The sequence below is a fragment of the Streptomyces sp. XH2 genome (assembly GCF_049725035.1).
In the GTDB taxonomy this organism is placed as follows: domain Bacteria; phylum Actinomycetota; class Actinomycetes; order Streptomycetales; family Streptomycetaceae; genus Streptomyces; species Streptomyces roseoverticillatus.
This window is the reverse complement of sequence record NZ_JBMMMZ010000008.1, coordinates 249,388-273,407: the sequence shown is the minus strand read 5'-3', so window position 1 is coordinate 273,407 and position 24,020 is coordinate 249,388. Positions and strand designations below refer to the sequence as shown.

Here is a 24,020-nt window from a genome sequence, read left to right as displayed (position 1 = left end):
ACAAATGGACACCACCGAAGCCACCGCCCTGTGGGACCGCGTGGTGGGGACCCAGCCCGCACCCTCCGCGTGGCTCGTGGCCGCCACCGGGATCGTCGCGCTCGCGGCGGTGGCACCCCGCGGGATATGGCTGGTGACCCGCAACGCCGTCACCATCGCCCACGAAGGCGGCCACGGGCTGGTGGCCCTGCTGGCCGGGCGGCGGCTGGAGGGCATCCGGCTGCACTCGGACACCTCCGGGCTGACGGTGTCGCGCGGCAAGCCCTCGGGCCTCGGCATGATCCTCACCGCCGCCGCCGGCTACCCCGCGGCGTCGCTGCTGGGCCTCGGCGGCGCGTGGCTGCTGTCCACCGGTCACATCACGGCGCTGCTGTGGCTCGCGACGGCGCTGCTGGCCGCGATGCTGCTGATGATCCGGAACGCCTACGGGGTACTGACCGTCGTGCTCTCCGGCTCCCTGTTCGTGCTGGTCTCCTGGCTGGCGGGGCCGGCGGTGCAGGCGCTGTTCGCGTACGGGGTGGTGTGGTTCCTGCTGCTCGGCGGCGTGCGGCCGGCGTTCGAACTGCAGGCCAAGCGAAAGCAGTGGGGCGGCGCGGCAGCGCCTCGATCAGGGGTGGTGGTCGGGCGACGGGCGGGCGGAGCCCCCGACTCGGACGCGGACCAGCTCGCCCGGCTCACCAACCTGCCGGCCGTGGTGTGGCTGGTTTTCTTCCATGTGATCTCGCTGTGCGCGCTGACGGGCGGCGGCCGCTGGCTGCTCGGCCTCTAGCGGGCGCGGCGGCGGCCGGGCGCTCCCGACCTGACAGGCCCGGGCCCGCGACCTCGGGCCCGAGCACTGCGGAGACGGGACCACGGGGAGAACGTCAGTAAGGTAAAGGCATGACCGAGAACCCCGCGCACTCCGACCTCTGGCCCGCCCCCCTCGCCACAGGAGCGGTCGACGCGACCGTGACCGTGCCCGGTTCCAAGTCGGTCACCAACCGCGCCCTGGTGCTGGCCGCGCTCGCCTCCGAGCCCGGCTGGCTGCGCCGTCCCCTCCGGTCCCGCGACACCCTGCTGATGGCCGAGGCGCTGCGCGCCATGGGCGTCGGCATCGAGGAGACCGTCTCCTCCAGCTCCACCGACGCGGACGGCCCGGCCGGCTCCGGCGAGGCGTGGCGAGTGATCCCGGCCCGGCTGCGCGGCCCCGCCACCGTCGACGTCGGCAACGCCGGCACCGTGATGCGCTTCCTGCCGCCCGTGGCGAGCCTGGCCGACGGCCCGATCCGTTTCGACGGCGACCCGCGCAGCTACGAGCGCCCCCTGCACGGCGTGATCGACGCGCTGCGCGCCCTGGGCGCCCGCATAGACGACAACGAGCGCGGGGCCCTGCCGCTGACCGTGCACGGCGGGGGCGCCCTGGAGGGCGGCACCGTCGAGATCGACGCCTCGTCCTCCTCCCAGTTCGTGAGCGCGCTGCTGCTGTCCGGGCCGCGCTTCAACCAGGGCGTCGAGGTCCGGCACACCGGCTCCGTCCTGCCGTCGATGCCGCACATCCGGATGACCGTCGACATGCTGCGCCAGGCCGGCGCGCAGGTGGACACCCCCGAGTCCGGCGGCGAGCCGAACGTGTGGCGGGTCTCCCCCAGCGCCCTGCTCGGCCGCGACGTCGTCGTGGAGCCGGACCTGTCCAACGCGGCGCCGTTCCTGGCCGCCGCCCTGATCACCGGCGGCCGGGTCACCATCCCCGACTGGCCGGAGCGCACCACCCAGCCCGGCGACGCCCTGCGGGAGATCTTCACCGCCATGGGCGGCTCCTGCGAGCTGACCGAGGCCGGCCTGACCTTCACCGGCACCGGCCGCATCACGGGCATCGACGCCGACCTGCACGAGGTCGGCGAGCTCACCCCGGTGATCGCTGCCGTCGCGGCGCTCGCCGACTCCGAGTCCGTCCTGCGCGGCATCGCCCACCTGCGGCTGCACGAGACGGACCGGCTGGCCGCCCTGGCCAAGGAGATCAACGAGCTCGGCGGCGACGTCACCGAGACCGAAGACGGGCTGCGCATCAGCCCGCGTCCCCTGCACGGCGGCGTCTTCCACACCTACGAGGACCACCGGCTCGCCACCGCGGCCGCCGTCATCGGCCTCGCCGTCGACGGCGTCCAGGTGGAGAACGTCGCGACGACCGCCAAGACCCTGCCCGACTTCCCGGAGCTGTGGACCGGGATGCTGGGCACCGTCGCGGGGGCGGCGACGGCGCCGAGAGTCTGAGAGATCCAGGAAAGCCAGCAATGCGCCGCTACGGCAAGAACCCCGACGAGGACGACGTCCGCGTCCGCCCCAACCGCAAGGGCAACCGCCCCCGCACCAACATCCGCCCCAAGCACGAGGACGCCGCCGAGGGCTTCGTCCTCACGGTCGACCGCGGCCGGCTGACCTGCCTGGTCGACGACCGCAAGGTGGTCGCCATGAAGGCCCGCGAGCTGGGCCGCAAGGGGGTCGTGGTCGGTGACCGGGTCGCCGTCGTCGGGGATCTCAGCGGCGCCAAGGACACCCTCGCGCGCATCGTGCGGGTCGAGGAGCGCTCGTCGGTGCTGCGCCGCACCGCCGACGACGACGATCCGTACGAGCGCGTGGTGGTCGCCAACGCCGACCAGCTCGCGATCGTCACCGCCCTCGCGGACCCCGAGCCGCGGCCCCGGCTCATCGACCGCTGCCTCGTCGCGGCCTTCGACGCGGGCCTGGAGCCGCTGCTCGTCCTGACGAAGTCGGACCTCGCCTCCCCGGACAAGCTCCTGGAGTCCTACGGCGCGCTCGGCGTGCGCTACGTGGTCACCAGCCGCGAGGAGCTCGCGGACGGCGGGGCCGCCGACCGGGTCCGGGAGCAACTGGAGGACCGGATCACCGCCTTCGTCGGCCACTCCGGCGTCGGCAAGACCACGCTGGTCAACGCCCTGGTCCCGGACCGGCAGCGGGCCACCGGCCACGTCAACGCCGTCACCGGCCGCGGCCGTCACACCACCACGTCCGCGCTGGCCCTGCCCCTGCCGACCGGCTCGGGCTGGGTCATCGACACCCCGGGCGTGCGCTCCTTCGGCCTGAACCACATCGACCCCTCGCGCGTCATCCACGCCTTCCCCGACCTGGAACCGGGCACGGAAGGCTGCCCGCGCGCCTGCAGCCACGACGAGCCGGACTGCGCGCTGGACGCGTGGGTCGCCGACGGCCACGCCGATCCGCAACGGCTGTATTCGCTACGGCGACTGCTTTCCACACGGGAGCGACGCGAAGGCGATTGATCGCCTACGTTTGCGAGTGACCGCCAGTGGCAAGGGCATCAGCACACCGGGGCGGACGGCGGTCACCGAGACACGGGAGGCAAACTGATGGCGTGGCTGCTGGTCGTGGTCGCCGGACTGCTGGAAACCGGCTTCGCGGTCTGTCTCAAGCTCTCCCACGGTTTCACCCGGCTCTGGCCGACGATCGCGTTCGCGTGCTTCGCACTCGGGAGCTTCGGCCTGCTGACGCTCTCCCTGAAGAAGCTGGACGTGGGCCCGGCCTACGCCGTGTGGACGGGCATCGGCGCGGCCGGAACGGCGATCTACGGCATGGTGTTCCTGGGCGACCTGGTGTCGACGCTGAAGCTGGTGTCGATCGGCCTGGTGATCCTGGGAGTGATGGGCTTGCAGCTGTCGGGCTCGGCGCACTGACCCGGCCTCAGGCCCGGCCGGGGAACTCCTCCGCGCCGACGTCGAGTTCGACCTCAGGAATATCACAGGTGGCGGCCGGGAACCGCCCGGCGCTCCGGAACGGCAGGTCCGGCTCACCCTTGCCGGAGGAACCGGCACCCTGACCGGTCACGGCTCCGGACAGGGCCCTTCCGCCACCTGCTCGCCCACAAGGGTGCGGACCAGACGGGCGACTTGCGCGGCGGCCTCCTCGTCCGACGCGCCCGGGGCGACGACGTAGGACAACGTCAGCCGTACGGCCGCCTCGCAGGCCCACAGCGTGACCTCCGGCGGCCGCTCCCCGGCGGTGCCGGAGACCGCGCGGACGGCGCGGTCCCGTATGGCGTCGGCGAGCGGCGCGGCGCCGGGCGCGGAGCGCGGCACGGCCCGGGCGAACGGGCCGCGCGGGGCCGGCAGGACCGGGGCCGCGGCGGCCGGGAGCCGCTCCCCGCGGCAGCCGGTGAGCGCGGCCCGGACGAGGGGGTTGGCCCGCGCCGTGCGCAGGATCCAGCAGGCGGCGGCCGCGCAGCGGGCCCCTGCATCGGCTCCGCCGGCGGCAGCCGCGGCGGTGGGGTGCGAGGCCGCCAGGGCCCGCTCGACCCCGGCCAGGAAGGCCTCCGCCTCCCGCCGCACCAGGGCCCTGGCCAGGCCGTCCTTGCTGCCGAACTCGTTGTAGAGCGTCTGCCGGGACACCCCGGCGGCGGCTGCGACGTCCACCATCCGGACCCCGTTCCAGGGCCGGGTGCGCAGCGCCGCGAAGGCCGCGTCCAGCAAGAGCTCTCGTGCCGCGGGCATGGTCGCCTCCCCGGCCGTCCGGCCGCACTACGGCTGTGGCCACAGAATTGACGTGCCGCCATACGGTGTCAAGAGCCGTGGGCGGGCCGCGAGGCCCGAAGCGGACGCCACAGGTACTGTTCAGCCATGTCCGACTACCACGATGATCTGCGTCTGGCCCACGTCCTCGCGGATGCCGCGGACGCGGCCACCATGGACCGGTTCAAGGCCCTCGACCTGAAGGTCGAGACCAAACCGGACATGACCCCGGTGAGCGAGGCGGACAAGGCCGCCGAGGAGCTGATCCGCGGCCATCTGCAGCGCGCGCGGCCGCGTGACGCGGTGCTGGGCGAGGAGTTCGGCAGCGAGGGCACGGGCCCGCGCCGCTGGGTGATCGACCCCATCGACGGCACCAAGAACTACGTGCGCGGCGTGCCGGTCTGGGCCACCCTGATCTCACTCATGGTGCAGGTCGAGCAAGGCGGGTCGGTCGGTTTCGAGCCCGTCGTGGGCGTGGTGTCGGCACCGGCGCTGGGCCGCCGGTGGTGGGCCGCCCGGGGCTCGGGCGCGTACACCGGCCGCAGCCTGACGTCGGCGACCCGCCTGAACGTGTCGCGGGTGGGCCGCATCGAGGACGCGTCGTTCGCCTACTCCTCGCTCAGCGGCTGGGAGGAGCGCGGCCTGCTGCCGGGCTTCCTCGACCTCACGCGCGACTGCTGGCGGACCCGCGGCTACGGCGACTTCTGGCCGTACATGATGGTCGCCGAGGGGTCGGTGGACATCTGCGCCGAGCCGGAGCTGTCGCTGTGGGACATGGCGGCGAACGTGGTCATCGTGGAGGAGGCCGGCGGCCGCTTCACGGGCCTGGACGGCCGCCCCGGGCCGCACAGCGGCAACGCCGCGGCGTCCAACGGCCTGCTCCACGACGAGCTGCTGGGCTACCTCCGGACGTAGGCGTACGGGGCCGGCCTCCGGCCCCGGGACGTACGGCGCCCGGGGCGGGCCCGGCGGCGCCCCCGAGCGCGGTTACGGCCCCACGCGCCCCTTGTTGGGCGGGCCGCGTCGTGTGACGATGAAGGACCCACGCTTGTGAACTTGTGAATCCCTACGGGGAGTTCACGGTCCACCAAGGAGGTGGCTCCAGCCATGCTCGTCCGCGACGCCATGAGCACGGTGGTCCTCACCATCGGCCCCGCCCACACCCTCCGCCAGGCGGCCCGGCTGATGTCCGCGCGCAGGATAGGGGCCGCGGTCGTCCTCGACCCCGATACCAGCGGGCTCGGCATCCTCACCGAGCGGGACATCCTCAACTCGGTGGGCGCCGGGCAGGACCCGGACCGGGAGACGGCCCACGCCCACACCACGACGGACGTCGTCTTCGCGGCCCCGGAGTGGACCCTCGACGAGGCCGCCGCGGCCATGTCGCGCGGCGGCTTCCGGCACCTGATCGTCCTCGACGGCCACGGGCCGGTGGGGGTGGTGTCGGTGCGCGACATCATCCGCTGCTGGGTGCGCGCGCGGACGCGCGGGGCCCGGGAGGGCGCCGGCGTGCTGGCGGGCTGACGGGTTCCGGGCAGCCCGGAGGGGCCGAAGCCCCATGGCGTCCGGCCCCTCCGGTGTGTACGGCAAGCGTCCAGTGGCTTCTCAGCCGCGAAGAGCCTGGACCGCGGCGTCGAGCCGCTTGCCGTAGTCCGCGTCCGCCTGGCGGAAGTTGTCGATGGCCCGCTCGGCGATGTCGTCGCGCGAGACCTTCGCGATGAAGCCCGCGAGGTTGGCGATCAGGCGGTCCTTCTCCTCCTCCGACATCAGCCGGTAGAGGTTGCCCGCCTGCACGAAGTCGTTGTCCTCGGCGTGCGAGGGCGCCTCGTGGGTGCCGGTGGCGCCGGCGACCGCGGTGGGCTGCCACAGCGCCGCCCCGGTCTGCTCCGGGCCGCCGAAGCTGTTGGGCTCGTAGTTCTTGGCGCGGCCGTGGCGGCCGTCGTAGGCGTGGCCGTCCCGGCCGTAGGTGCGCGCCACGGTGGCGCGCGGGCGGTTCACCGGCAGGTGGTCGGCGTTGATGCCGACGCGGTAGCGGTGGGCGTCGCCGTAGGCGAAGAGCCGGCCCTGCAGCATCTTGTCCGGGGAGGGGCCGATGCCCGGCACGAAGTGCGCCGGCGAGAAGATCGCCTGCTCCACCTCGGCGAAGATGTTGTCGGGGTTGCGGTTGAGCTCCAGCTTGCCGATCTCGATCGGCGGGTAGTCCTCGTGCGGCCACACCTTGGTGAGGTCGAACGGGTTGAAGCGGTAGTTCGCCGCCTCGTCCGCCGGCATGATCTGCACCTGGACGGTCCAGGTCGGGAACTCGCCTCGCTCGATGGACTCGCGCAGGTCGCGCTGGTGGAAGTCCGGGTCCTCGCCGGCGATCCGGTCGCCCTCGGCCTGGGTGAGGTTCTTGATGCCCTGGTCGGTCTTGAAGTGGTACTTGACCCAGAAGACCTCGCCGGCGGCGTTGTTCCACTGGAAGGTGTGCGAGCCGTAGCCGTTCATGTGGCGGTACGAGGCGGGGATGCCGCGGTCGCCGAACAGCCAGGTCACCTGGTGGGTGGCCTCCGGCGAGAGCCCCCAGAAGTCCCAGACGTTGTCCGCCTCCTGCGAGCCGGTGTACGGGTCGCGCTTCTGGGTGTGGATGAAGTCGGGGAACTTGATGGCGTCCTTGATGAAGAACACCGGGGTGTTGTTGCCGACGAGGTCGTAATTGCCCTCCTCGGTGTAGAACTTGAGGGAGAAGCCGCGGGGGTCGCGCACCGTGTCGGCGGAGCCGAGGCTGCCGGCGACGGTCGAGAACCGCAGGAACGTCTCGGTCTGCTTGCCCACCTCGGAGAGGAACGCGGCCCGGGTGTACTTCGTGACGTCGGCGGTCACGGTGAACGTGCCGTACGCACCGGCGCCGCGGGCGTGCACCACGCGCTCCGGGATGCGCTCGCGGTTGAAGTGCGCGAGCTTCTCGATCAGCGACTGGTCCTGGATCAGGACGGGGCCGCCGACGCCCGCGGTCTCACCGTTCTGGTTGTCCGCGACCGGAGCTCCGGACTCCGTGGTCAGCGGGCCCGTCGTGTAGATGTCCTCGCCCTGAACCGGCACGTGTGCCTCCGTCATCCGTCATCTCGTCCGTCACTCGGCCCCGAACCGGCCGACCGGTCTGTGAATCGATCGCCTGGCCTTGAGCCGAGCTCGATCCTACATTAGACGTTGTCTAAGTCAAGATAGACATGACATAGATATGAGATCCAATGGTGGACGAGGGCCGCTGCTACGCTGGTCCTATCTGACTGATAGGTGAATGGCATGAGTGACCTGCTGGAACGGCTCCGGGGACGCGGCTGGCGGCTGACCTCGCAGCGACGCGTCGTCGCCGAGGTCCTCGACGGGGACCACGTGCACTACACCGCGGACGAGGTGCACGCCAGGGCTGCCGAACTGCTGCCGGAGATCTCGCGCGCGACCGTGTACAACACCCTCGGGGAGCTGGTCTCCCTGGGCGAGATCATGGAAGTGAGCACGGACGGGCGCGCCAAGCGCTACGACCCCAACGCCCACCACGCGCACCAGCACCTGGTGTGCTCGCAGTGCGGCACCATCCGGGACGTCCACCCCACGGGCGACCTGCTGGCCGGGCTGCCCGCCGAGGAGCGCTTCGGCTTCCAGGTGGCGGCGGTCGAGGTCACCTACCGCGGCCTGTGCCCCGGCTGCTCCACGGCATGAGAAAAGGCCCGGATCCTGGGATCCGGGCCTTTGCCTTCAGTAGCGGGGACAGGATTTGAACCTGCGACCTCTGGGTTATGAGCCCAGCGAGCTACCGAGCTGCTCCACCCCGCGTCGGTAGGACGACTCTAACCCGGCGACGACTGCTGAGGCAAATGAGGTACGCCGGCGGGACCGGGCCGCCCCGCCGGACCGGGCGGCCCTACGCGGTCAGCTCCTGCTGCAGCGCGTCCCGCAGGCGCGCCGCGCGCTCGGCCACCTCGGGAGGCCCGAGCGCGACGGCCCGGTCGCACCAGTGCCGCCCCTCCGTGAGGTCGCCCCGCCGCGCCGCCAGCAGGGCGAGCCGCAGGGCGGCCCGTCCGTGCCCGGCCTCGGCCGCGCGGGCCCACCACAGGGCGGCCTCCGGCTCGCTGCCCTCGCGGGCCAGCAGCAGCCCCAGGTTGAAGGCGCCGTTGCGGCTGCCGGCCTCGGCCGCCTCGCGGTACCAGTGCGCGGCCTCGACCACGTCGCCCCGCTCGGCGACGAGCATCCCGAGCCGCACCTGGGCGCGGCGGTGGCCCTGCCGGGCGGCCCGGCCGTACCACTCCTCGCACTCCTCGCGCGCCTCCTCGTCCCGGTCGAGGAGCGCGCCCAGCCGGAAGGCGGCCTCCGCGCTGCCGCCCCGTACGGCCACCCGGAGGTGACGCTCGGCGGCCTCCTCGTCGCCGTCGCGCAGGAGGGCCATGGCGACCTGGAGGGCGGCGTCGGTGTGCCCGGCCGAAGCGGCCCGCTCGTACCACTGGAAGGCCGTGCGGTCCTCGTCCCGCCCGGCGTAGAGGATGCCGAGGTTGAAGGCCGCGTCGACGCTGCCCGCCTCGGCGGCCTTGGAGAACCACGGCTCGGCGCCGGCCGCGTCGCCGCCCTGGAGGAGCAGCACGGCCAGGGCGTTGGCGGCCTCCTTGTGGCCCGCGTAGGCGGCGCGGCGGTACCACTGCTCGGCCTGGGCGGTGCGGCCCTGCTCGGCGCAGAGCAGGCCGAGGTTGTACGCGCCGTTGACGTCGCCGTGGTCGAGCGCCGTGCGGTACCAGCGCTCGGCCTCCTGGGACTCGCCGCGGTCGGCGTGCAGGGCGCCCAGGGCGTTGGCGGCGTTGCCGTCGCCCTCCTGGGCGGCGCGGCGCCACCACACGGCGGCGCTGTCGGTATCCCCGGCGTCGCGCAGGAGGAAGCCGAGGGCGCAGGCGGCGCGGGGCTCGCCGTCCTTGGCGGACGTGAGGTACCAGCGGGCGGCCTCCTGGGACTCGCCGCGGGCCTCCAGCAAGGTGCCCAGGTGGAGGGCGGCCCGGCGGTGGCCGCGGGCGGCCGCCTGGCGGTACCACTGCTCGGCCTCGCGGGCCGGGCCGCTGCTGTCGCGGCCGCCCGCCGCGGCGGCGCGCAGCTCGCGGACGGAGGTCTCGACGCCGCCCGGGCCGAGGACCTCGGCGCGGGAGCGCGGCGCGCGGCCGTCCAGGATGCGGGCGAGGCGGTAGGCCGCCTCGCGGTGGCCCCGCTCCGCCGCGGCCCGGAACCAGCGCTCGGCGCCGACGTCGCTGCGGTGCTCCAGGAGGTCGGCGAGGGCGTAGGCGCCGAGAGCGTGCCCGGTTTCAGCCGATTGGCGTAGCCAGTACTCGGCGGCGGGCTCGTCCCCGCGCTCGCGGTGGTAGCGGCCGAGGGCGTGCGCGGCGGCCGGGGACCCGGCGACGGCGGCGATGCGCCACCACCCCGCGGCCTCGTCGGCGTAGCCCCGCTGATGCAGCAGGACGCCCAGGTTGTTGGCGGCGGAGCGGTCGCCCTCGGCCGTGGCGGCGCGCAGGTGACGCTCCGCCCCGTCGAGGTCTCCACGGCGCAGCAGCAGGGCACCGAGCATGCTCAGAGCGGCGGGGTCACCGCCCTCCGCGGCGCGGCGGCGGGCGGTCTCCAGCTCGAGGTCGGCGGCGTCGCCGGCGTCGGCGGAGTCCGCCGTGCCGGGGCGGAATCCCGGCCCGCCCGGCATTTCCTGTTCGCTCCCGTCACCGGGAGCCTCTACAAGCCGCCCTGTCTCCCACAGCGTCGTCCTGTCCCCCATAAGCCCCATCGTCGCACCACCCGCAACCCGCGTACACCTGGTATACCGCAGCCAGTGAGGTCACTTCAGCGTTTTGTCGACTTCCCGACTTCCCGACACGACGGGGCTCCAAACTCTCCACAGAAGCCCCGCACACAACCCGCACAGTCCGCGTCACCCGGACACCGCACGGCCGGGGTGGCCGGCGAGGTCCGGGAACGACAAGGCCCGGAGTCCGTAGCCGGACTCCGGGCCTTGTCATGAAGTAGCGGGGACAGGATTTGAACCTGCGACCTCTGGGTTATGAGCCCAGCGAGCTACCGAGCTGCTCCACCCCGCGCTGTTGTGGAACAACCGTACCACGGCGCGGGGTGGGGCTTGATCAACTTCCCGGCTTGCCGCCACTCTTCTCGGCGGCCTTGGCCTCGGCCTTGGCGGCCCGGTCCAGGGCGTCCTTCAGGGCGTCCTGGGCCTTGCCGTACTCCGCCCAGTTCTTGTTCTCCAGGGCCTTCTGGCTCGCCGCGAACGCGTCCTGGGCGTCCTTCAGGGCTTGCTTGACGGTGGGGTCCTGGGGCGGTGCCGGCTTCTGGGTGCCCTCGCCCGGGGGCTTCGTGACCTCACCCTTGCTCCCGAAGATCTCGTCCAGGGCCTCGTCGAGAGTGTCCCGGAAAGCGATCTTCTCGCCGTAGTTCACCAGCACCTTCTTCAGGAGCGGGTAATTGGAACCCGCACCCCGCAGATAGACCGGTTCCACGTACAGCAGCCCGCCGTCCAGGGGCACGGTCAGCAGGTTTCCGTACTCGACCTCGGAATCGCCCTTCTTCCAGATGTTGATCTGGTCGGCGACGGGTGTGTGGCTGTTGAATTTGCCCTGCGCCAGACGGGGGCCCCACACCGAGGTCTCGGACGGGAGTTTCAGGATCCGGATCTTCCCGTAGTCCGGGCTCTTGGCATCGGCGTCCACGGCCATGAAGGCGCCGAGATTCGTCCGGTTCTTGGGCGTGAAGGTCGTCGTCAGCGAGAAGGTCTGCTTCTCCTGGCGGGGCATCTTCATGCTCAGGTAGTACGGCGGGACGGCGTTGCCCTTGGTGTTGGTCGGGTCGTCCGGCACCTCCCAGCGCTCACTGCCGGTGTAGAACGTCTCCGAGTCGGTGACGTGGTAGCGGGAGAGCAGTTCGCGCTGGACCTTGAAGAGGTCCTGCGGGTAGCGCAGGTGGTCCATCAGGCCGGAGCTGATCGTGCTCTTCGCCTTCACGGTGCCCGGGAAGGCCTTCATCCAGGTCTTGAGGACCGGGTCCTTGGTGTCCCACTGGTAGAGCTTCACCGTGCCGTCGTAGGCGTCCACGGTCGCCTTGACGGAATTGCGGATGTAGTTGACCTGGTTCTGCTGCGCGACCACGGCACGCTGCCCGGTGGTCAGCGAGTCGGCCGTGGTGTCGCCGAGCGTCGTACGGGAGGCGTACGGATAGCCGTTCGTGGTCGTATAGGCGTCCACGATCCACTGGATGCGGCCGTCGATCACCGCCGGATAGGCGTCGCCGTCGATGGTCAGCCAGGGGGCGACCGCCTCGACGCGCTCCTTGGGCGTGCGGTTGTAGAGGATCCGCGAACCCTCGCCGATGGCGCCCGAGTAGAGGATCTGCGGCTCGCCGAAGGCCACCGCATAAGCGGCCCGGCTGACGGGATTGGAGAGGCTGACCCCGCTCTTGCCCTTGTACGAGTAGCTTCGCTCGCCCTTGTCCGAGGAGTAGTCCAACTCCTCCTGCGGGCCGCCGACGATCGAATACTGCGTCGTCTTCTCGCCGTAGTAGACGCGCTGCTCGTATGGACCGAACAGGCCCTCGGTCGGCAGGCTCTTGGCGGTGAAGTCCGGCGCACCGGCCTTGTCCGTCGTGGAGCCCTTGGCGGCGATGGCGCCGTAGCCGTGGGTGTACTTGAAGTGGTCGTTGATCCAGTTGCGCTCGGGAATTCCCTTGAGGTTGAGCTCGCGCAGGCCGATGACCGTGTCCTGCTCCTTGCCGTCCACCTTGTAGCGGTCGACGTCCAGCGTGGAGGGGAACTGGTAGTACCCCTTGACCTGCTGCTCCTGCTGGAAGGCGGGCGAGACGAGATTCGGGTCGAGGAGGCGGAGGCTGGCCGTGGAGTTCACCGCAGCACGCACCTTCTCGGGGTCCTTGCCCGTCAGGTCGCTGTTGCCCTTGTAGTTCTGGACGTCCGCGTCACCGATCCCGTACGCCTCACGCGTCGCCGTGATGTTCTTCTTGATGTACGGCGCTTCCTTGGCCTGCTCGTTCGGCTGGACCTGGAACTTCTGCACGATCGCCGGGTAGAGCCCGCCGATCAGCACGGCCGACAGCACCATCAGCCCGAAGCCGATCACCGGCAGCTGCCAGGTGCGCCGCCACAGCGTGGCGAAGAACAGCACCGCGCAGATCAGCGCGATGATGAAGAGGATCGTCTTGGCCGGCAGATACGCGTTGGCGTCGACGTAGCGCAGCCCCGTCCAGCCGTCGGTGGACTTCAGGCCGCTGGACTTCACCGCCAGGCCGTAGCGGTCCAGCCAGTACGCGATGGCCTTCAGACCGACGAAGATGCCCAGCAGCACCGACAGGTGCCCCGTGGCCGCGGCCGTCGCCCGGTGGCCCGGACTGGTCAGCCGCAGGCCGCCGTAGAGGTAGTGCACCAGGGCCGCGGCGATCAGCGACAGCACCGCGGCGGCGAAGCCGAAGCTCAGCAGGAAGCGGTACCAGGGCAGGTCGAAGGTGTAGAACGAGATGTCCTTGTGGAACTGCGGGTCCTTCTGGTGGAAGGAGACGCCGTTGACCCACTGCAGCCACGTGCGCCACTGGCCGGCCGCCGAGGCGCCCGCGACCAGGCCCACGAGCGCGGTCACCGCGAGCAGCGCCCACTTCTTGTAGGGCGCGATGCTCATCCGGTAGCGGTCGAGGCTCTGCTGTTCCATCGACATCGCGGCCAGCGGCGGCCGCAGCCGGTGCGCCAGCCAGATGTTGGTCCCCACCGCCAGCGCCATCAGCAGGCCGAAGACCGCGAACAAGCCGATCTTGGTGCCGAGGGTGGTGGTGAAGACCGAGGAGTAGTCCACCGAGCGGTACCAGAGCCAGTCCGTCCAGAACCCCGCGAACATCACGAAGAGCATGGCCAGTGCGGCCAGCACGCCCAGCGTCGTGAGCAGGGTCCGGATCCGCCGGGACGGCCGGCCGACTCTGATCCGTGGCCCTGTCGGGCCTCCGCCGCGGTCCGGCATCTGGAAAGCCAAGGTGCGCACCTCGAAGTTCGCTGTGAGTGGAGCTGTCGATCAGGGCCCAGCGATACTAGGGCCCAAGGTGGCAACTTACCGAGGCTTTACTCAGTTCCCGTTTTCGGTCCCTCTCAGGGCACGATATTGCTCATGTCCAGCACTTCCAGCACCCCCGACCCCTCCCTCCCGTCCGGCCCCGGCGGCCCGGGCGGCGACGTCCCCATGGCGGCCAGCCCGCTGACCCGCGCCGTTCTCGAGATCGACCAGTACGCCTCCGGCCTCGGCTGGGACCAGCCCGCGCGGCTGTTCGCCCTGGTCGACACGGGCAAGCTGCGCGCCCAGGAGCCCGGCCTCGCCGACCAGCTCGGGCTCGACGACACCGCTCAGGCCGGCTCCCTGACCCCGATCGAGCAGGACGAGATCCCGGCGGGCACCCCCCTGGACAAGTTCCTCGGCACCATCGCGTGGCCCGACGCGGTGACGGGCTGCGCCCTGACCGTGGAGCGGCTGATGCTGCCGCCGTCCGCCGAGGGCACCGTGCCCAACGGCATGAGCGAGAAGCAGCTCGCCAAGTGGGTCGCCGCCCACCCCGAGCGGCAGGAGGTCCGGATGACGGTCGCCGTGCTGCGGGACGGCGCGCGGGAGACCGCGGTGCGGCTGCGCGAGAAGGACTCGCCGACCGAGGTCCTCACCGGCCCGGATCTGGTGCCGGGCCTGGCGGAGGCGCTGGCGGCGACGTTCGAGGACTAGTCCGCCGGCACCGTACGCCTTGAGCGCCGGGCGCGCTGAGGAATCAGCCCGCCCGGCGTTCGAGGACCGGGGTCCGGGGCGGAGCCCCGACGGCGGGGTGTCAGCCTGCCGAGCAGAGGGGCAGCCCCGCCGAATCGCCCTTGCGGATCTTCTCCAGGGCGCCGACCGCTTCGCCGATGGTGTCGACCTTGACCAGGGTGAGCCCCGCCGGCTTGTCCTTCGCCGCGGCCGCGCAGTTGTCCTTCGGCGTCAGGAAGTACTGGGCGCCCTTGTTGCGCGCGCCCACCGTCTTCATCTCGACGCCGCCGATCGGGCCGACCTTGCCGTTGTCGTCTATGGTCCCGGTGCCGGCGATGAACTTGCCGCCGGTGAGGTCCCCGGGCGTGAGCTTGTCGACTATCCCGAGGGCGAACATCAGCCCGGCGCTCGGGCCGCCGACGTCCGCCAGCTTGATGTTGATCGTGAACGGGAAGGTGTGGTCCGTCCCGGCCTGGATGCCGACGACGGCCCGCTTGTCGTCGGGCGCCTTGGCCGTGGTGAGGGTGACGTCCTGCTCGCCGGCGGGCTGCCGCTTCTCCTTCTCGGCCGCCGCGGCCTCCTTGGCCGGAATGATCCGGAAGGCGACCTTCTGGCCGGGCTGGTGCTTGGTGACCAGCTTGGCGACGTCACCGGGCTGCTTGATCTCCGTGCCGTCGACGGACTTGATCACGTCGCCGGCGTGGAGCTGCCCCTCGGCCGGGCTGTTCTTGACGACCGACGCCACCACCGTGCGCGTGCCGACCGGGATGTCCAGCTGCTTGAGCGCCGCCACCTTCGCGCTCTCCTGCGACTGGCTGAACTCCTCCGCCGTCTCCTGGTTGAGCTCGTCGGGCGTCTTGTCGTCCGGGTAGAGCGTGGAGTGCGGGACGACCAGGTTGTCGTGCGCGATCCAGCCGTAGACCGCCTCCACCAGGTTCATCCGGTACTGGGAGCCGGTGACGCGGACCGTCGTCATGTTGAGGTTGCCGGTCGTCGGATACGTCTTGTGGCCGGAGATCTGCAGGACCGGCTCCCCGCCGTGCTCACCGAGCGTGTTGACCGTCGGCCCGGGCGACATCTCCGCGTAGGGCACGGGGATCAGCACGCCCGCGCAGAGGAGCGCGATCAGCATCAAGAGGGAGGCGAGCATCGTCGCGGTGCGGCGGGGCATGGAACGACAGTACGGGACGGGTCTGACAGTCCACCCGCGGGGCGGTCCGTCCGGGGAGCGGGCAGAGAGGCCGCTCGGGGGCTCCCGCATCCGGACCCGCGCTCCGGCGCGAGCCGGGGGGCGCGTCAGGAGACTCCGGTACCGGAATCCGAGCGCTCCATCGCCTCGCGGAACCGTGCGTAGCCGGCGAGCTCGGAGATGTCCCCGGCCTTGCGGTTACGGGCGGCCCAGGTGCCCCACAACAGAGCAACGACGGCCGCGGCAACCGGAATCAGCAACCACACGAGTGCCGACATACCGACCTCCCGACCCCCGGACACCGCCACTGAAAAGACCGATGAGCAGATTAGTCTTTCGCACACTCAACGCTCACGTCAGGGGGCCGGTTACGCAACCGGAAGTGATCCTTCAGGACGGTCGGGCCTACGCGCCCGCCCTCCCCCGGCTACCGCCGGGAGGTGCCCCCACTCCTAAGCACCCACCCGCCCCCAGCTACCGCTGGGAGGTGCCCCCAGCCCTAAGCGCCCACCCACTCTTCCGTGCCGTCCTGGAACACCTGGTGCTTCCAGATCGGGACCTCTCGCTTGAGGTCGTCGATGAGCCTGCGGCAGGCCTCGAACGCCTCCGCGCGGTGCGGGCACGAGACGGCCACCACGACGGCCAGGTCGCCGATCTCCAGGTCGCCCACGCGGTGCACCGCCGCCAGCGCCCGCACCGGGAAGTCCGCCGCGACCTTCTCCGCGACGCGGCGCAGCTCCGCCTCCGCGGTGGGGTGCGCGGAGTAGCCGAGGCCGCGGACGCCCGCGCCCCCGTCGTGGTCGCGCACCGTGCCCACGAAGAGCGCGGTGCCTCCCGCGGCGTGGTCGCCGACGGCCGAGAAGACCTCGTCCACGGACAGGGGGGAGTCGCGCACCGCCAGCAGGCGGACCGGGTCCGCCGCGGCGAGCTCGCCGGGGTGATCGTACGTACGGGCCATGGCCCCATCGTGCCGTACGGAGGGCGCGGGCGAGGACCGGCCTTTCAAACAGCCGTACGAGACGGCTCCTGGACGGTCCTACGGGCCCTGCGCGGGCCGGTGCGGGCCCCGAGCCCCTGGAGGGCCCGGAGGCTCCTAGAGCCGGCGGCGCGCCTTGCGGGCCCGGCGGACGAGCGCGGCGGTGCCCAGCAGTGCCACGGTCGCCCCCGCGGCGCCCGCGGCGGTGGCGTCCTTGCGGCCGAGGCGGCGCCCCGCCACCGTGTGCCGGCCGGAGACCTCCTCCAGCAGCTCGGCGAGGACCTCCTCGTTCGTCCAGCGCGGCCGCCAGCCGGCCTCGTGCAGCCGGCTCCCGCTGACCACCCACGGGTGCATCGTGTACTCGAGGTCGCCGGCGGGCGACGGCGTCAGGCCGAGGCGGTGCAGCCGGGAGGCCGCCCCGAGGGCGACGGCGGAGGGCAGCTCCATGCGGCGGATGCCGGAGAGCTCCTCGACCTCCTCCTGCTCCAGCCAGCCGTCGCAGCCGACCGCGAGCTCGCCCTCGGCCTTCTCCAGCGCGGCGAACTCCAGGGCGCTGACCAGGTCCTCCACGTGGCAGAACTGCCAGGTCGGCCGCGACCCGGCGACGACGAGGAGGCGGGGCGACTCGAAGTAGCGGGTCAGGGCGGTGTCGGTGCCGCCGACGAGGACCGCGGGACGCAGGACGGTGACGTTCAGGCCGGGATGGGCGCGCGGCGCCCGGCGGGCGAGCCGCTCGATCTCCAGCAGGTCGCCGACGCCGGTGGCCTCGGCGGTGGCGCGCAGCTCGGCGTCCTCGGCGAGCGGCACGTCGTTGTCGGGCAGGGCCCCGTAGACCATCGCGGAGGTGCACAGCACGACGCGGTGCACCCCGGCGGCCGCGGCGGCGGTCAGGACGGTCTGGGTGCCGCGCACGTTGTAGGCGGTGCGGGCGGCGGGGTCGGTCTCCAGGTCGAGGTCCAGCGCGAGGTGCACCACGACGTCGGCGCCGCGCAGCTTCTCGGCGATCGCCGGGTCGCGGACGTCGAGCACGTGCCACTGCGCCTCGGTCACGTCGCCGCGGCGCTCGTCGATCGCCACGACCTGCTTGATGTGCTCGGACACGGCGAGCCGCTGCGTGAGCAGGGCGCCGACGCCGCGCGCGGCACCGGTGACCGCGACGACGGGCCGTCGGCCGCCGTGCGGGCTCGTACTGTCTCGCGCGGAACCGTTTCGCGCTGCGCGAACTTCTGGGTCGGGGGAACTCACCGGGCGTCTCCAGCGGTTGTCTTCAGTACGTACGAGAGATGACGCGTACGGACCAGGTGACGTCCATCCTGCCGCAGGCCCCGGGTCGGCGAAGCACCAAGCCCGGATACCGGTGAGGTGTCTAGGCTGGTGGTGATGTCGGGCATTCGCCGCCGGTCCAGGTGCCGGCGGCCCTACGAGCCGAGGAAACCCGTGAGTGACACCCCATTCGGATTCAGTCTTCCGCCGGAGGAGCCCGAGAACGGCGGCGACGGCAAGAAGAAGGGCGAGGGCCAGGGCGGCCAGGGGCCTGCGAATCCGTTCGGGTTCGGCGGGCCGGGCGCCGGGGACAACCCCTTCGCCGCGATGTTCGGGTCGATGAACCCCGGTGATCTCGGGGCGGCCTTCCAGCAGCTCGGGCAGATGCTCTCCTACGAGGGCGGCCCGGTGAACTGGGACATGGCCAAGGACATCGCCCGCAAGACCGTCGCGCAGGGCACCGCCGACGGCACCAAGGACGCGAGCGTCACCTCCGGCGAGCGGGCCGCGGTCGAGGAGGCCGTGCGCCTGGCCGACCTGTGGCTGGACGGCGTGACGTCCCTGCCGCAGGGCTCGGGCACGGCGGTGGCCTGGAGCCGCGCCGAGTGGGTCGAGGCGACCCTCCCGGTGTGGAAGGAGCTCGTGGACCCGGTCGCCGAGCGCGTGGGCGCGGCGATGGGCGGCGTGCTGCCCGAGGAGATGCAGGCCATGGCGGGGCCGCTGCTCGGCATGATGCGCTCCATGGGCGGCGCCATGTTCGGCACGCAGATCGGCCAGGCCGTGGGCGTGCTGGCGGGCGAGGTCGTCGGTTCCACCGACATCGGCCTGCCGCTGGGCCCCGCGGGCAAGGCCGCGCTGCTTCCGGTGAACATCGCGGCGCTGGGCGAGGGCCTGGGCGTCCCGCTGGACGAGGTCCGGCTGTACCTGGCCCTGCGCGAGGCGGCCCACCAGCGGCTCTTCGCGCACGTGCCGTGGCTGCGCTCGCACCTCTTCGGCGCCGTCGAGGGCTACGCCCGCGGCATCAAGGTCGACACGGCCAAGCTGGAGGACGTGGTCGGCCAGCTCGACCCGACCCACCCCGAGCAGCTGCAGGAAGCCCTCCAGCAGGGCATGTTCCAGCCGGAGGACTCCCCGGAGCAGAAGGCGGCCCTGGCCCGGCTGGAGACCGCCCTGGCACTCGTCGAGGGCTGGGTGGACGCCGTCGTGCACGCGGCCGCCGCCCCGCACCTGCCGTCGGCCGGCGCCCTGCGCGAGACGCTGCGCAGGCGCCGCGCCTCCGGCGGCCCGGCGGAGCAGACCTTCGCGACGCTGATCGGCCTGGAGCTGCGGCCGCGCCGGCTGCGGGACGCCTCCCGGCTGTGGGCCTCGCTGGCGGACGCGCGCGGCCCGGAGGGCCGTGACGCCCTCTGGGAGCACCCGGACATGCTCCCGACGGCGGCCGACCTGGACGACCCGGACGGCTTCGTCCACCGCGAGCACCTGGACTTCTCCGAGATCGACAAGATGCTCGGCGAGGCGGCCAAGGGCGAGAAGGGCAAGCCCGAGGGCGAGGACGACGACAAGAAGTGAGCCTTCACGACGACGCGGTCCGCGTGCTGAAGGAGTACGCGGACCAGGAGGAGCTGCGCGGGCTCTATCTGGACCACCTGGCGGCCCACCCGGACGGCATGTGGAAGCCGTGCGAGGCCGGGCACGTCACGGCGAGCGCCCTGGTGATCGACCCCTCGCGCGGGCAGGTGCTGCTCACGCTCCACCGCAAGCTGCGGATGTGGCTGCAGATGGGCGGCCACTGCGAGCCCGGTGACGCGACGGTCGAGGCCGCCGCGCTGCGGGAGGCCACGGAGGAGTCCGGGATCGCCGGCCTGACGCTGCTGCCGGGCGGCCCCGTGCGGCTGGACCGGCACCCGATCCCGGCGCCCTGCAACTGGCACCTGGACGTGCAGTACGCGGCGCTGGTGCCGGCGGGCGCGACGGCGGCCATCAGCGACGAGTCGCTGGACCTGCGCTGGTTCCCGTACGCCGAGGTCGGCGACGTCGCCGACGACTCGGTGGTGCAGCTCATGAACAGGACGCTGGAGCGGCTGTAGGAGCTTGACGCGTAAGGGGCGGTCACCCGTGGTGACCGCCCCTTACCTGTGCCCCTGCGGCGTACCGCCGGTGCTCAGTTCGACCAGATGTTGCCCTGGTTCTGCCCGTGCGCGCCCTGCTGGCCGAGGCCGTACTGGGCCATGAGCCCCTGGCCGATCTCGGCGCCCTGGGGCGGCAGCAGCTCGCTGGGCTGGACGAGGGCGTAGCCGTTGCCGGCGAAGTTCAGCTCCCAGCCCTCCCCCGTGCTGCCGCGGCGCCGCCACACGCCGGAGGACGACGTCTGGGCCTGCATCTGCACGCGCAGGGACGTCGACCAGGCGATCACGGCGTCCGCGTCGGCACTGACGTACCGGTCGGGGGTGACCTGCAGCATGAGGGGCTGCCCGGAGGTCATCAGGGCCACCTTGCCCTGACCGCTGATGTTGAGCTGGTACGCGCCGGTGCCGGAGATCCCGTACTGGCTGTCGACGGCGATGGTCTCCCAGTGCAGCGTGGAGTCCAGCGCGAGGACGTAGGCGCCGTCCACGGTCAGGCCGTCGCGGTCGACGTCGACGACGTGGACGTGCTGGGCCAGGTTGGCGAAGTAGACGGTGCCCTGGCCCGAGCAGCGCATCAGGTCCAGGCCCTCGCCCGTGTGGGCGCGGGAGTGCTGCTGGCCGCGGGTCTGGTACTCGCCGTCGAACTCGATCAGGCCCTGGTAGGCGACCATCGAGCCCTTGCGGGCGAGGACGTCGTCGTGGCCGGTGAGGGAGACGCGCAGCATCTGCGGGTTCTGCAGGGCGTAGCGGTCCTGCGTCTGGGCCTCGGTGAAGCCGAAAAGCGGGCTCTGCATGGTGTCCTCGTTCCCCCTCAGCCCCGCGCCCGGAGCCGGTCGGTGCTGTCCTCGCTGGGCTGTACGACGACGAAGCCCTCGCCGGAGAAGCCCAGTTGATAGGCCTCTCCGCTGCCCCGGCCGATCAGGGAGGAGGCCTTGAAGCTGCGCTTGCCCTTCATCCTGAGGTTGCTGGACCAGGCGACGAGCGCGTCGGGGTCGACGTAGGTCTCGTCGTCGCCGCGCCCGCAGTCCACGACGATCGGGGTGCCGCGGGAGGTGAGGGCGACCCAGCCGGTGCCGCTGATGCCGACGTTGAACAGGCCCTGTCCGGCGAACTTGGCCATGCCCTTGACGCGCTCGACGCCCCACTGGAGGTGGGCGTCGAAGGCGAGGACGTTGGTGCCGTTGACGGACAGGGAGTCGCCGTTGAGCTGGAGGCAGACGACGTCGGCGCCGTAGTCGGCGAGGTAGAGCAGGCCGTCGCCGTGGCAGCGCATGAGGGGCATGCCCTCACCGGTGAGCCACTGGGAGGCCATCTGCCGGACCGCGGGCGGGTTCGGGTCGTACTGGACGAATCCCTCGTAGGCGACCATCGAGCCGGTGCGGGCGAAGAGGTCCTGACCGGTCTGCATGGCGACCTTCAGCATGCTGCTGCCGTGGTTCTCCATGCGGGCGGTGACGGGGGTCGGGGCATAGCCCTGGATCGGTGTCTGGTTCATGGTCTTCGCGGGCTCCCTCAGACCTCGTAGGGCTGGACGACGACGAAATTGCCGGGAGCACCCCGGAATTGGAGGTTCACGGCTTCTCCGCTGTGGCCCGGGAAGGAGCTGCGGCGCAGCCTCACCTGGCTGGAGATGATCACCTGGGCGCCGGCGGACCAGGCGACGATGGCGTTGCTGTCCACGTAGGTCGAGGGGGTGACCGGCAGGACGACGGGCGTGCCGTGGGTCTTGACGACGACGGTGCCGTGGCCCTGGAACTGCATGGTGAACAGGGCGCCGCCGGGGATGCCGTGGCCCTCGATCCGGCGGACCTCGTGCTGCAGCGTCTCGTCGAAGGCGAGCACCGACTCCGCGGAGACGCAGATGGCGTCGCCCTGGAGCTCGATCGGGTGCACGTGGGCGGCGTTCTCGGCGAGGAAGACCTGACCGCGGCCGGTGCAGCGCATCAGCTGCAGCTCCTGGCCGGTGGCGTTGCCCACGATGCGGCCGGCGAAGCCGGCGCCCTTGTAGCCGAACTCGACCTTGCCCTGGTAGAGCACCATGCTGCCCTGGCGGGCGAGCACGGGCTGGCCGTCGACGCCGAGGTCGGCGCGGATGAGCCTGGGGTTCTGCAGGGTCCAGCGCTGTCCGGTGGGCACTTCGCGGTACTTCTGCAGGGCCGCCTGGACGCCTGCCGCACCGGCGGCGCCGGCCTGCTGGCCGTACGGGGCGGGCTGGCCCGGGTAGGGCTGGCCGTGCTGCGGGGCCCCGGGGTGGGGCTGACCCGGGTAGGGCGCGTGCTGCTGGTGCGGTGCCTGGGGCTGCTGGCCGTAGGGCTGCTGCTGACCGGGCTGGCCGTAGGGGGCGGGCTGCTGGCCGTAAGGGGCCGGCTGGCCGGGGACGCCGGGCGGGCCGGGCGGCGGCGGGAGGTGGCCTCCGGACGAGGCGCCCGGGTCGTTGAAGAAGCCCGGAGGGGCGATCCCCGCGGCCAGGGTCGGCGCGGCGTGCATCTGCCCGGCGGGCGGTGCCGGGGGCGGGGTGCTGCCGGGCGGGGGCGGGAAGCCCTGGTGGGGCGGCGGCGTGTGGGCCTGGTGGGCGGGCGCGGGCGCCGGGTGCGGTACGGGCGCGGGGGCCGGTGCCGCGGGCGCGGCGAAGGCCGGGGGCGGGGTCGTCTGCTGCGGAGGGGCGAACGCGGGCGCCGCGGCCGGTGCCTGGGCGGGCGCCGCCTGGGGCGTCTGGGCCGCCTGGCTTCCGGGTTCCTCCTCCTCCAGCACCTCGCCGCCGAAGTTTCTGAGCAGCGCTTCCAGACCGCCGTCGAAGCCCTGGCCGACGGCCGCGAACCGCCAGACGTCCTTGAGGTAGACGTCGCCGAGCATCACCGCGCGTTCGGTGCTGAATTCGGTCCCGGTGAAGGAGTAGCGCGCGACTTCCTGGCCGCCCGCGACGATGCGCAGGTAGCCGGGGCCGATCTGCGACATCTGGCCGGCGCCGTCGAGGGTGGCCGTGAAGCTGAGGCGCTGGATGTGCGGAGGGATCTGGTCGAGGGTGACGCGGAAGGAGTCCGTGTCACCGGCCTGCGCGCCGAGCTGCTGGATGGCGCCCTCGGGCGACTTGGGCTGGTTGAAGAAGACGAAGTACCGGTCGTCCGAGAGCCGCTCCGCGGCGTCGAGGCCGAAACAGCTGATGTCGAAGGTCAGGCCGGGACCCGCGATCTGCACTCCCACGTACAGATCGGTCCCCGCCGTCAGGTCACTGATCTTGGCCTTGTGGCCGCGCTGGAATTCCCTGGCCATGCGTTACGACCGTCCCCCATCCGAACGTGCGATGAAAACGTGTGATGAATGCGTTGCGTCAGGCTAACGGCTGAGGGCTGGATCATCCGACTCAGGACCGGTCGCGTCCCCTTAGGGGACGCGGCGGCGCCGGGTCCGGTTCATTCGCTGCGCGCTGCGGGGAGGTGGGGCAGCCGGTCGGCGGCCACCACGCCCTCGAGGTAGCCGCGGGCGCGCTCGGTGCGCGGGTAGGCGTCGAGGAGCCGCCAGAAGCCGGGGCCGTGGCCGGGGACGAGCAGGTGGGCCAGCTCGTGCAGGAGGACGTAGTCGAGGACGTATTCGGGCATGCCCTGCAGCCGGTGCGAGAGGCGGATGCTGCCCTCGGCGGGGGTGCACGAGCCCCAGCGGGTGTTCTGGTTGGTGACCCAGCGGACGGTCGCGGGGCGGGCCCTGCCGCCGAGGTACTGCGCGGACAGGCGGGCGGCACGCTCGGCGAGCTCGGTGTCGCCGAGCATGCGCTTGCTCTCCTGGGCGGCGAGCTTGTCGAGCATCGTCGTGACCCAGCGCTGTTCCTCGGCCTCCGACATGCGCGCGGGGATGAGGACCACGGTGCGGTCGCCCTCCCGGTACGCGGAGACCGTTCTGCGGCGGCGCGCGCTCCGTCGGACCTCGACCGCACCGGGCTCGGCGCCGCCGGTGAGCGGGCCGGGAGCGCTGCGCGGTGGTCGTGCGGCACTGTGCAGAGGGTCGACGGGCACGCCCCGACGTTACCGGCTGCCGGCGCGTGAAGTCCCGCCCATCGCTCCTTGTCGGAGGCAAAGACCCCGCGGAAACAGCGTTCGTACGACGATCACACCGTGCCTGTGGACAACTGCTCACGCGGACGGCACGGAAGGTCCATGCTGAGGT

Annotated in this window: 23 protein-coding genes and 2 tRNA genes; 10 read left to right on the top strand and 15 right to left on the bottom strand. The window is 72.1% G+C overall.

Annotation, left to right across the window (positions count from 1 at the left end):
* Positions 1–4 precede the first annotated feature (4 nt).
* The 4 genes from ACOTKD_RS18525 (at position 5) to ACOTKD_RS18510 (ending at position 3,689) form a co-directional block, all read left to right on the top strand.
* Positions 5–769, top strand: a complete 765-nt coding sequence (locus ACOTKD_RS18525) for a M50 family metallopeptidase (RefSeq protein WP_424890066.1) — start codon at positions 5–7, stop codon at positions 767–769.
* Between the two features lie 110 nt (positions 770–879).
* The gene (gene aroA, locus ACOTKD_RS18520) at positions 880–2,250 is read left to right on the top strand and encodes a 3-phosphoshikimate 1-carboxyvinyltransferase (protein ID WP_424890065.1); all 1,371 of its coding nucleotides are present in this window, start codon (positions 880–882) and stop codon (positions 2,248–2,250) included.
* A 20-nt stretch (positions 2,251–2,270) separates the two neighbouring features.
* On the top strand, positions 2,271–3,278 hold the full coding sequence (gene rsgA, locus ACOTKD_RS18515; protein WP_424890064.1) for a ribosome small subunit-dependent GTPase A: 1,008 nt from the start codon (positions 2,271–2,273) through the stop codon (positions 3,276–3,278).
* Between the two features lie 87 nt (positions 3,279–3,365).
* Positions 3,366–3,689, top strand: a complete 324-nt coding sequence (locus tag ACOTKD_RS18510) for a DMT family transporter (RefSeq protein ID WP_030366234.1) — start codon at positions 3,366–3,368, stop codon at positions 3,687–3,689.
* A 7-nt stretch (positions 3,690–3,696) separates the two neighbouring features.
* Here the strand turns inward: ACOTKD_RS18510 and ACOTKD_RS18505 are convergent, their stop codons facing one another.
* Together ACOTKD_RS18505 and ACOTKD_RS18500 are read right to left on the bottom strand one after the other, a co-directional pair.
* Entirely contained in the window at positions 3,697–3,840 is a 144-nt protein-coding gene (locus ACOTKD_RS18505) for a hypothetical protein (protein WP_424890063.1), read from the bottom strand.
* Complete coding sequence (locus ACOTKD_RS18500; protein ID WP_424890062.1) at positions 3,837–4,502, bottom strand: TetR family transcriptional regulator; 666 nt, start codon at positions 4,500–4,502, stop codon at positions 3,837–3,839. The genes ACOTKD_RS18505 and ACOTKD_RS18500 overlap by 4 nt, the downstream gene beginning before the upstream one ends.
* Positions 4,503–4,628: 126 nt before the next feature.
* On the opposite strand from ACOTKD_RS18500, the gene hisN reads away from it, so the two are divergent.
* Together hisN and ACOTKD_RS18490 are read left to right on the top strand one after the other, a co-directional pair.
* On the top strand, positions 4,629–5,435 hold the full coding sequence (gene hisN / locus ACOTKD_RS18495; protein ID WP_424890061.1) for a histidinol-phosphatase: 807 nt from the start codon (positions 4,629–4,631) through the stop codon (positions 5,433–5,435).
* Between the two features lie 192 nt (positions 5,436–5,627).
* A complete protein-coding gene (locus ACOTKD_RS18490; protein WP_302864477.1) occupies positions 5,628–6,044 on the top strand; it encodes a CBS domain-containing protein in 417 nt (138 codons plus the stop codon).
* A gap of 81 nt (positions 6,045–6,125) precedes the next feature.
* On the opposite strand, the gene ACOTKD_RS18485 is transcribed toward ACOTKD_RS18490, so the two are convergent.
* Entirely contained in the window at positions 6,126–7,616 is a 1,491-nt protein-coding gene (locus ACOTKD_RS18485; RefSeq protein WP_424890060.1) for a catalase, read from the bottom strand.
* A 189-nt stretch (positions 7,617–7,805) separates the two neighbouring features.
* On the opposite strand from ACOTKD_RS18485, the gene ACOTKD_RS18480 reads away from it, so the two are divergent.
* A complete protein-coding gene (locus ACOTKD_RS18480; RefSeq protein ID WP_424890059.1) occupies positions 7,806–8,222 on the top strand; it encodes a Fur family transcriptional regulator in 417 nt (138 codons plus the stop codon).
* Positions 8,223–8,262: 40 nt separating this feature from the next.
* Here ACOTKD_RS18480 and ACOTKD_RS18475 read toward each other — a convergent pair.
* From ACOTKD_RS18475 to ACOTKD_RS18460, 4 genes are all read right to left on the bottom strand, one after another.
* Positions 8,263–8,336, bottom strand: a tRNA-Met gene (locus ACOTKD_RS18475).
* An 88-nt stretch (positions 8,337–8,424) separates the two neighbouring features.
* A complete protein-coding gene (locus ACOTKD_RS18470) occupies positions 8,425–10,311 on the bottom strand; it encodes a tetratricopeptide repeat protein (protein WP_424890058.1) in 1,887 nt (628 codons plus the stop codon).
* Between the two features lie 236 nt (positions 10,312–10,547).
* A tRNA-Met gene (locus ACOTKD_RS18465) sits at positions 10,548–10,621 on the bottom strand.
* A 42-nt stretch (positions 10,622–10,663) separates the two neighbouring features.
* Positions 10,664–13,546, bottom strand: a complete 2,883-nt coding sequence (locus ACOTKD_RS18460; RefSeq protein ID WP_424890183.1) for a UPF0182 family protein — start codon at positions 13,544–13,546, stop codon at positions 10,664–10,666.
* Positions 13,547–13,690: 144 nt separating this feature from the next.
* Here ACOTKD_RS18460 and ACOTKD_RS18455 point away from each other — a divergent pair, with 144 nt between their 5' ends.
* Complete coding sequence (locus ACOTKD_RS18455) at positions 13,691–14,290, top strand: PPA1309 family protein (protein WP_424890057.1); 600 nt, start codon at positions 13,691–13,693, stop codon at positions 14,288–14,290.
* A gap of 100 nt (positions 14,291–14,390) precedes the next feature.
* On the opposite strand, the gene ACOTKD_RS18450 is transcribed toward ACOTKD_RS18455, so the two are convergent.
* The 4 genes from ACOTKD_RS18450 to ACOTKD_RS18435 form a co-directional block, all read right to left on the bottom strand.
* A complete protein-coding gene (locus tag ACOTKD_RS18450) occupies positions 14,391–15,479 on the bottom strand; it encodes a YlbL family protein (protein WP_424890056.1) in 1,089 nt (362 codons plus the stop codon).
* A gap of 125 nt (positions 15,480–15,604) precedes the next feature.
* Positions 15,605–15,775 carry a hypothetical protein gene (locus ACOTKD_RS18445; RefSeq protein ID WP_169748815.1) on the bottom strand — a complete coding sequence of 57 codons (171 nt, stop codon included), beginning with the start codon at positions 15,773–15,775 and terminating at the stop codon, positions 15,605–15,607.
* A gap of 221 nt (positions 15,776–15,996) precedes the next feature.
* Positions 15,997–16,455: a molybdenum cofactor biosynthesis protein MoaE gene (locus ACOTKD_RS18440; protein ID WP_424890055.1), complete on the bottom strand. Its 459-nt coding sequence runs from the start codon at positions 16,453–16,455 to the stop codon at positions 15,997–15,999.
* Positions 16,456–16,590: 135 nt separating this feature from the next.
* Positions 16,591–17,718, bottom strand: coding sequence for an SDR family oxidoreductase (locus ACOTKD_RS18435; protein ID WP_030366222.1), 1,128 nt, complete (start codon positions 17,716–17,718; stop codon positions 16,591–16,593).
* Positions 17,719–17,910: 192 nt separating this feature from the next.
* Here ACOTKD_RS18435 and ACOTKD_RS18430 point away from each other — a divergent pair, with 192 nt between their 5' ends.
* Together ACOTKD_RS18430 and ACOTKD_RS18425 are read left to right on the top strand one after the other, a co-directional pair.
* A complete protein-coding gene (locus tag ACOTKD_RS18430; protein WP_424890054.1) occupies positions 17,911–19,305 on the top strand; it encodes a zinc-dependent metalloprotease in 1,395 nt (464 codons plus the stop codon).
* Positions 19,302–19,823: an NUDIX hydrolase gene (locus ACOTKD_RS18425; protein ID WP_424890053.1), complete on the top strand. Its 522-nt coding sequence runs from the start codon at positions 19,302–19,304 to the stop codon at positions 19,821–19,823. The genes ACOTKD_RS18430 and ACOTKD_RS18425 overlap by 4 nt, the downstream gene beginning before the upstream one ends.
* A 74-nt stretch (positions 19,824–19,897) precedes the next feature.
* On the opposite strand, the gene ACOTKD_RS18420 is transcribed toward ACOTKD_RS18425, so the two are convergent.
* The 4 genes from ACOTKD_RS18420 to ACOTKD_RS18405 all read right to left on the bottom strand — a co-directional run bounded on the left by ACOTKD_RS18420 (position 19,898) and on the right by ACOTKD_RS18405 (position 23,869).
* Positions 19,898–20,656 carry an AIM24 family protein gene (locus tag ACOTKD_RS18420; protein WP_424890052.1) on the bottom strand — a complete coding sequence of 253 codons (759 nt, stop codon included), beginning with the start codon at positions 20,654–20,656 and terminating at the stop codon, positions 19,898–19,900.
* A 17-nt stretch (positions 20,657–20,673) separates the two neighbouring features.
* Positions 20,674–21,357, bottom strand: a complete 684-nt coding sequence (locus tag ACOTKD_RS18415; protein WP_190023131.1) for an AIM24 family protein — start codon at positions 21,355–21,357, stop codon at positions 20,674–20,676.
* Between the two features lie 17 nt (positions 21,358–21,374).
* A complete protein-coding gene (locus ACOTKD_RS18410; RefSeq protein ID WP_424890051.1) occupies positions 21,375–23,132 on the bottom strand; it encodes a TerD family protein in 1,758 nt (585 codons plus the stop codon).
* A 140-nt stretch (positions 23,133–23,272) separates the two neighbouring features.
* Positions 23,273–23,869, bottom strand: a complete 597-nt coding sequence (locus ACOTKD_RS18405) for a M48 family metallopeptidase (RefSeq protein ID WP_424890050.1) — start codon at positions 23,867–23,869, stop codon at positions 23,273–23,275.
* Positions 23,870–24,020 lie beyond the last annotated feature (151 nt).

Coding starts and splice junctions, on each gene's coding strand:
- ACOTKD_RS18470 (WP_424890058.1), bottom strand. CDS start 10,311: ATGGGGCTTATGGGGGACAGGACGACGCTGTGGGAGACAGGGCGGCTT.
- ACOTKD_RS18485 (WP_424890060.1), bottom strand. CDS start 7,616: ATGACGGAGGCACACGTGCCGGTTCAGGGCGAGGACATCTACACGACG.
- ACOTKD_RS18525 (WP_424890066.1), top strand. CDS start 5: ATGGACACCACCGAAGCCACCGCCCTGTGGGACCGCGTGGTGGGGACC.
- ACOTKD_RS18455 (WP_424890057.1), top strand. CDS start 13,691: ATGTCCAGCACTTCCAGCACCCCCGACCCCTCCCTCCCGTCCGGCCCC.
- ACOTKD_RS18445 (WP_169748815.1), bottom strand. CDS start 15,775: ATGTCGGCACTCGTGTGGTTGCTGATTCCGGTTGCCGCGGCCGTCGTT.
- ACOTKD_RS18420 (WP_424890052.1), bottom strand. CDS start 20,656: ATGCAGAGCCCGCTTTTCGGCTTCACCGAGGCCCAGACGCAGGACCGC.
- hisN (WP_424890061.1), top strand. CDS start 4,629: ATGTCCGACTACCACGATGATCTGCGTCTGGCCCACGTCCTCGCGGAT.
- ACOTKD_RS18490 (WP_302864477.1), top strand. CDS start 5,628: ATGCTCGTCCGCGACGCCATGAGCACGGTGGTCCTCACCATCGGCCCC.
- ACOTKD_RS18460 (WP_424890183.1), bottom strand. CDS start 13,546: ATGCCGGACCGCGGCGGAGGCCCGACAGGGCCACGGATCAGAGTCGGC.
- ACOTKD_RS18500 (WP_424890062.1), bottom strand. CDS start 4,502: ATGCCCGCGGCACGAGAGCTCTTGCTGGACGCGGCCTTCGCGGCGCTG.
- rsgA (WP_424890064.1), top strand. CDS start 2,271: ATGCGCCGCTACGGCAAGAACCCCGACGAGGACGACGTCCGCGTCCGC.
- ACOTKD_RS18510 (WP_030366234.1), top strand. CDS start 3,366: ATGGCGTGGCTGCTGGTCGTGGTCGCCGGACTGCTGGAAACCGGCTTC.
- ACOTKD_RS18480 (WP_424890059.1), top strand. CDS start 7,806: ATGAGTGACCTGCTGGAACGGCTCCGGGGACGCGGCTGGCGGCTGACC.
- ACOTKD_RS18440 (WP_424890055.1), bottom strand. CDS start 16,455: ATGGCCCGTACGTACGATCACCCCGGCGAGCTCGCCGCGGCGGACCCG.
- ACOTKD_RS18450 (WP_424890056.1), bottom strand. CDS start 15,479: ATGCCCCGCCGCACCGCGACGATGCTCGCCTCCCTCTTGATGCTGATC.
- ACOTKD_RS18415 (WP_190023131.1), bottom strand. CDS start 21,357: ATGAACCAGACACCGATCCAGGGCTATGCCCCGACCCCCGTCACCGCC.
- aroA (WP_424890065.1), top strand. CDS start 880: ATGACCGAGAACCCCGCGCACTCCGACCTCTGGCCCGCCCCCCTCGCC.
- ACOTKD_RS18410 (WP_424890051.1), bottom strand. CDS start 23,132: ATGGCCAGGGAATTCCAGCGCGGCCACAAGGCCAAGATCAGTGACCTG.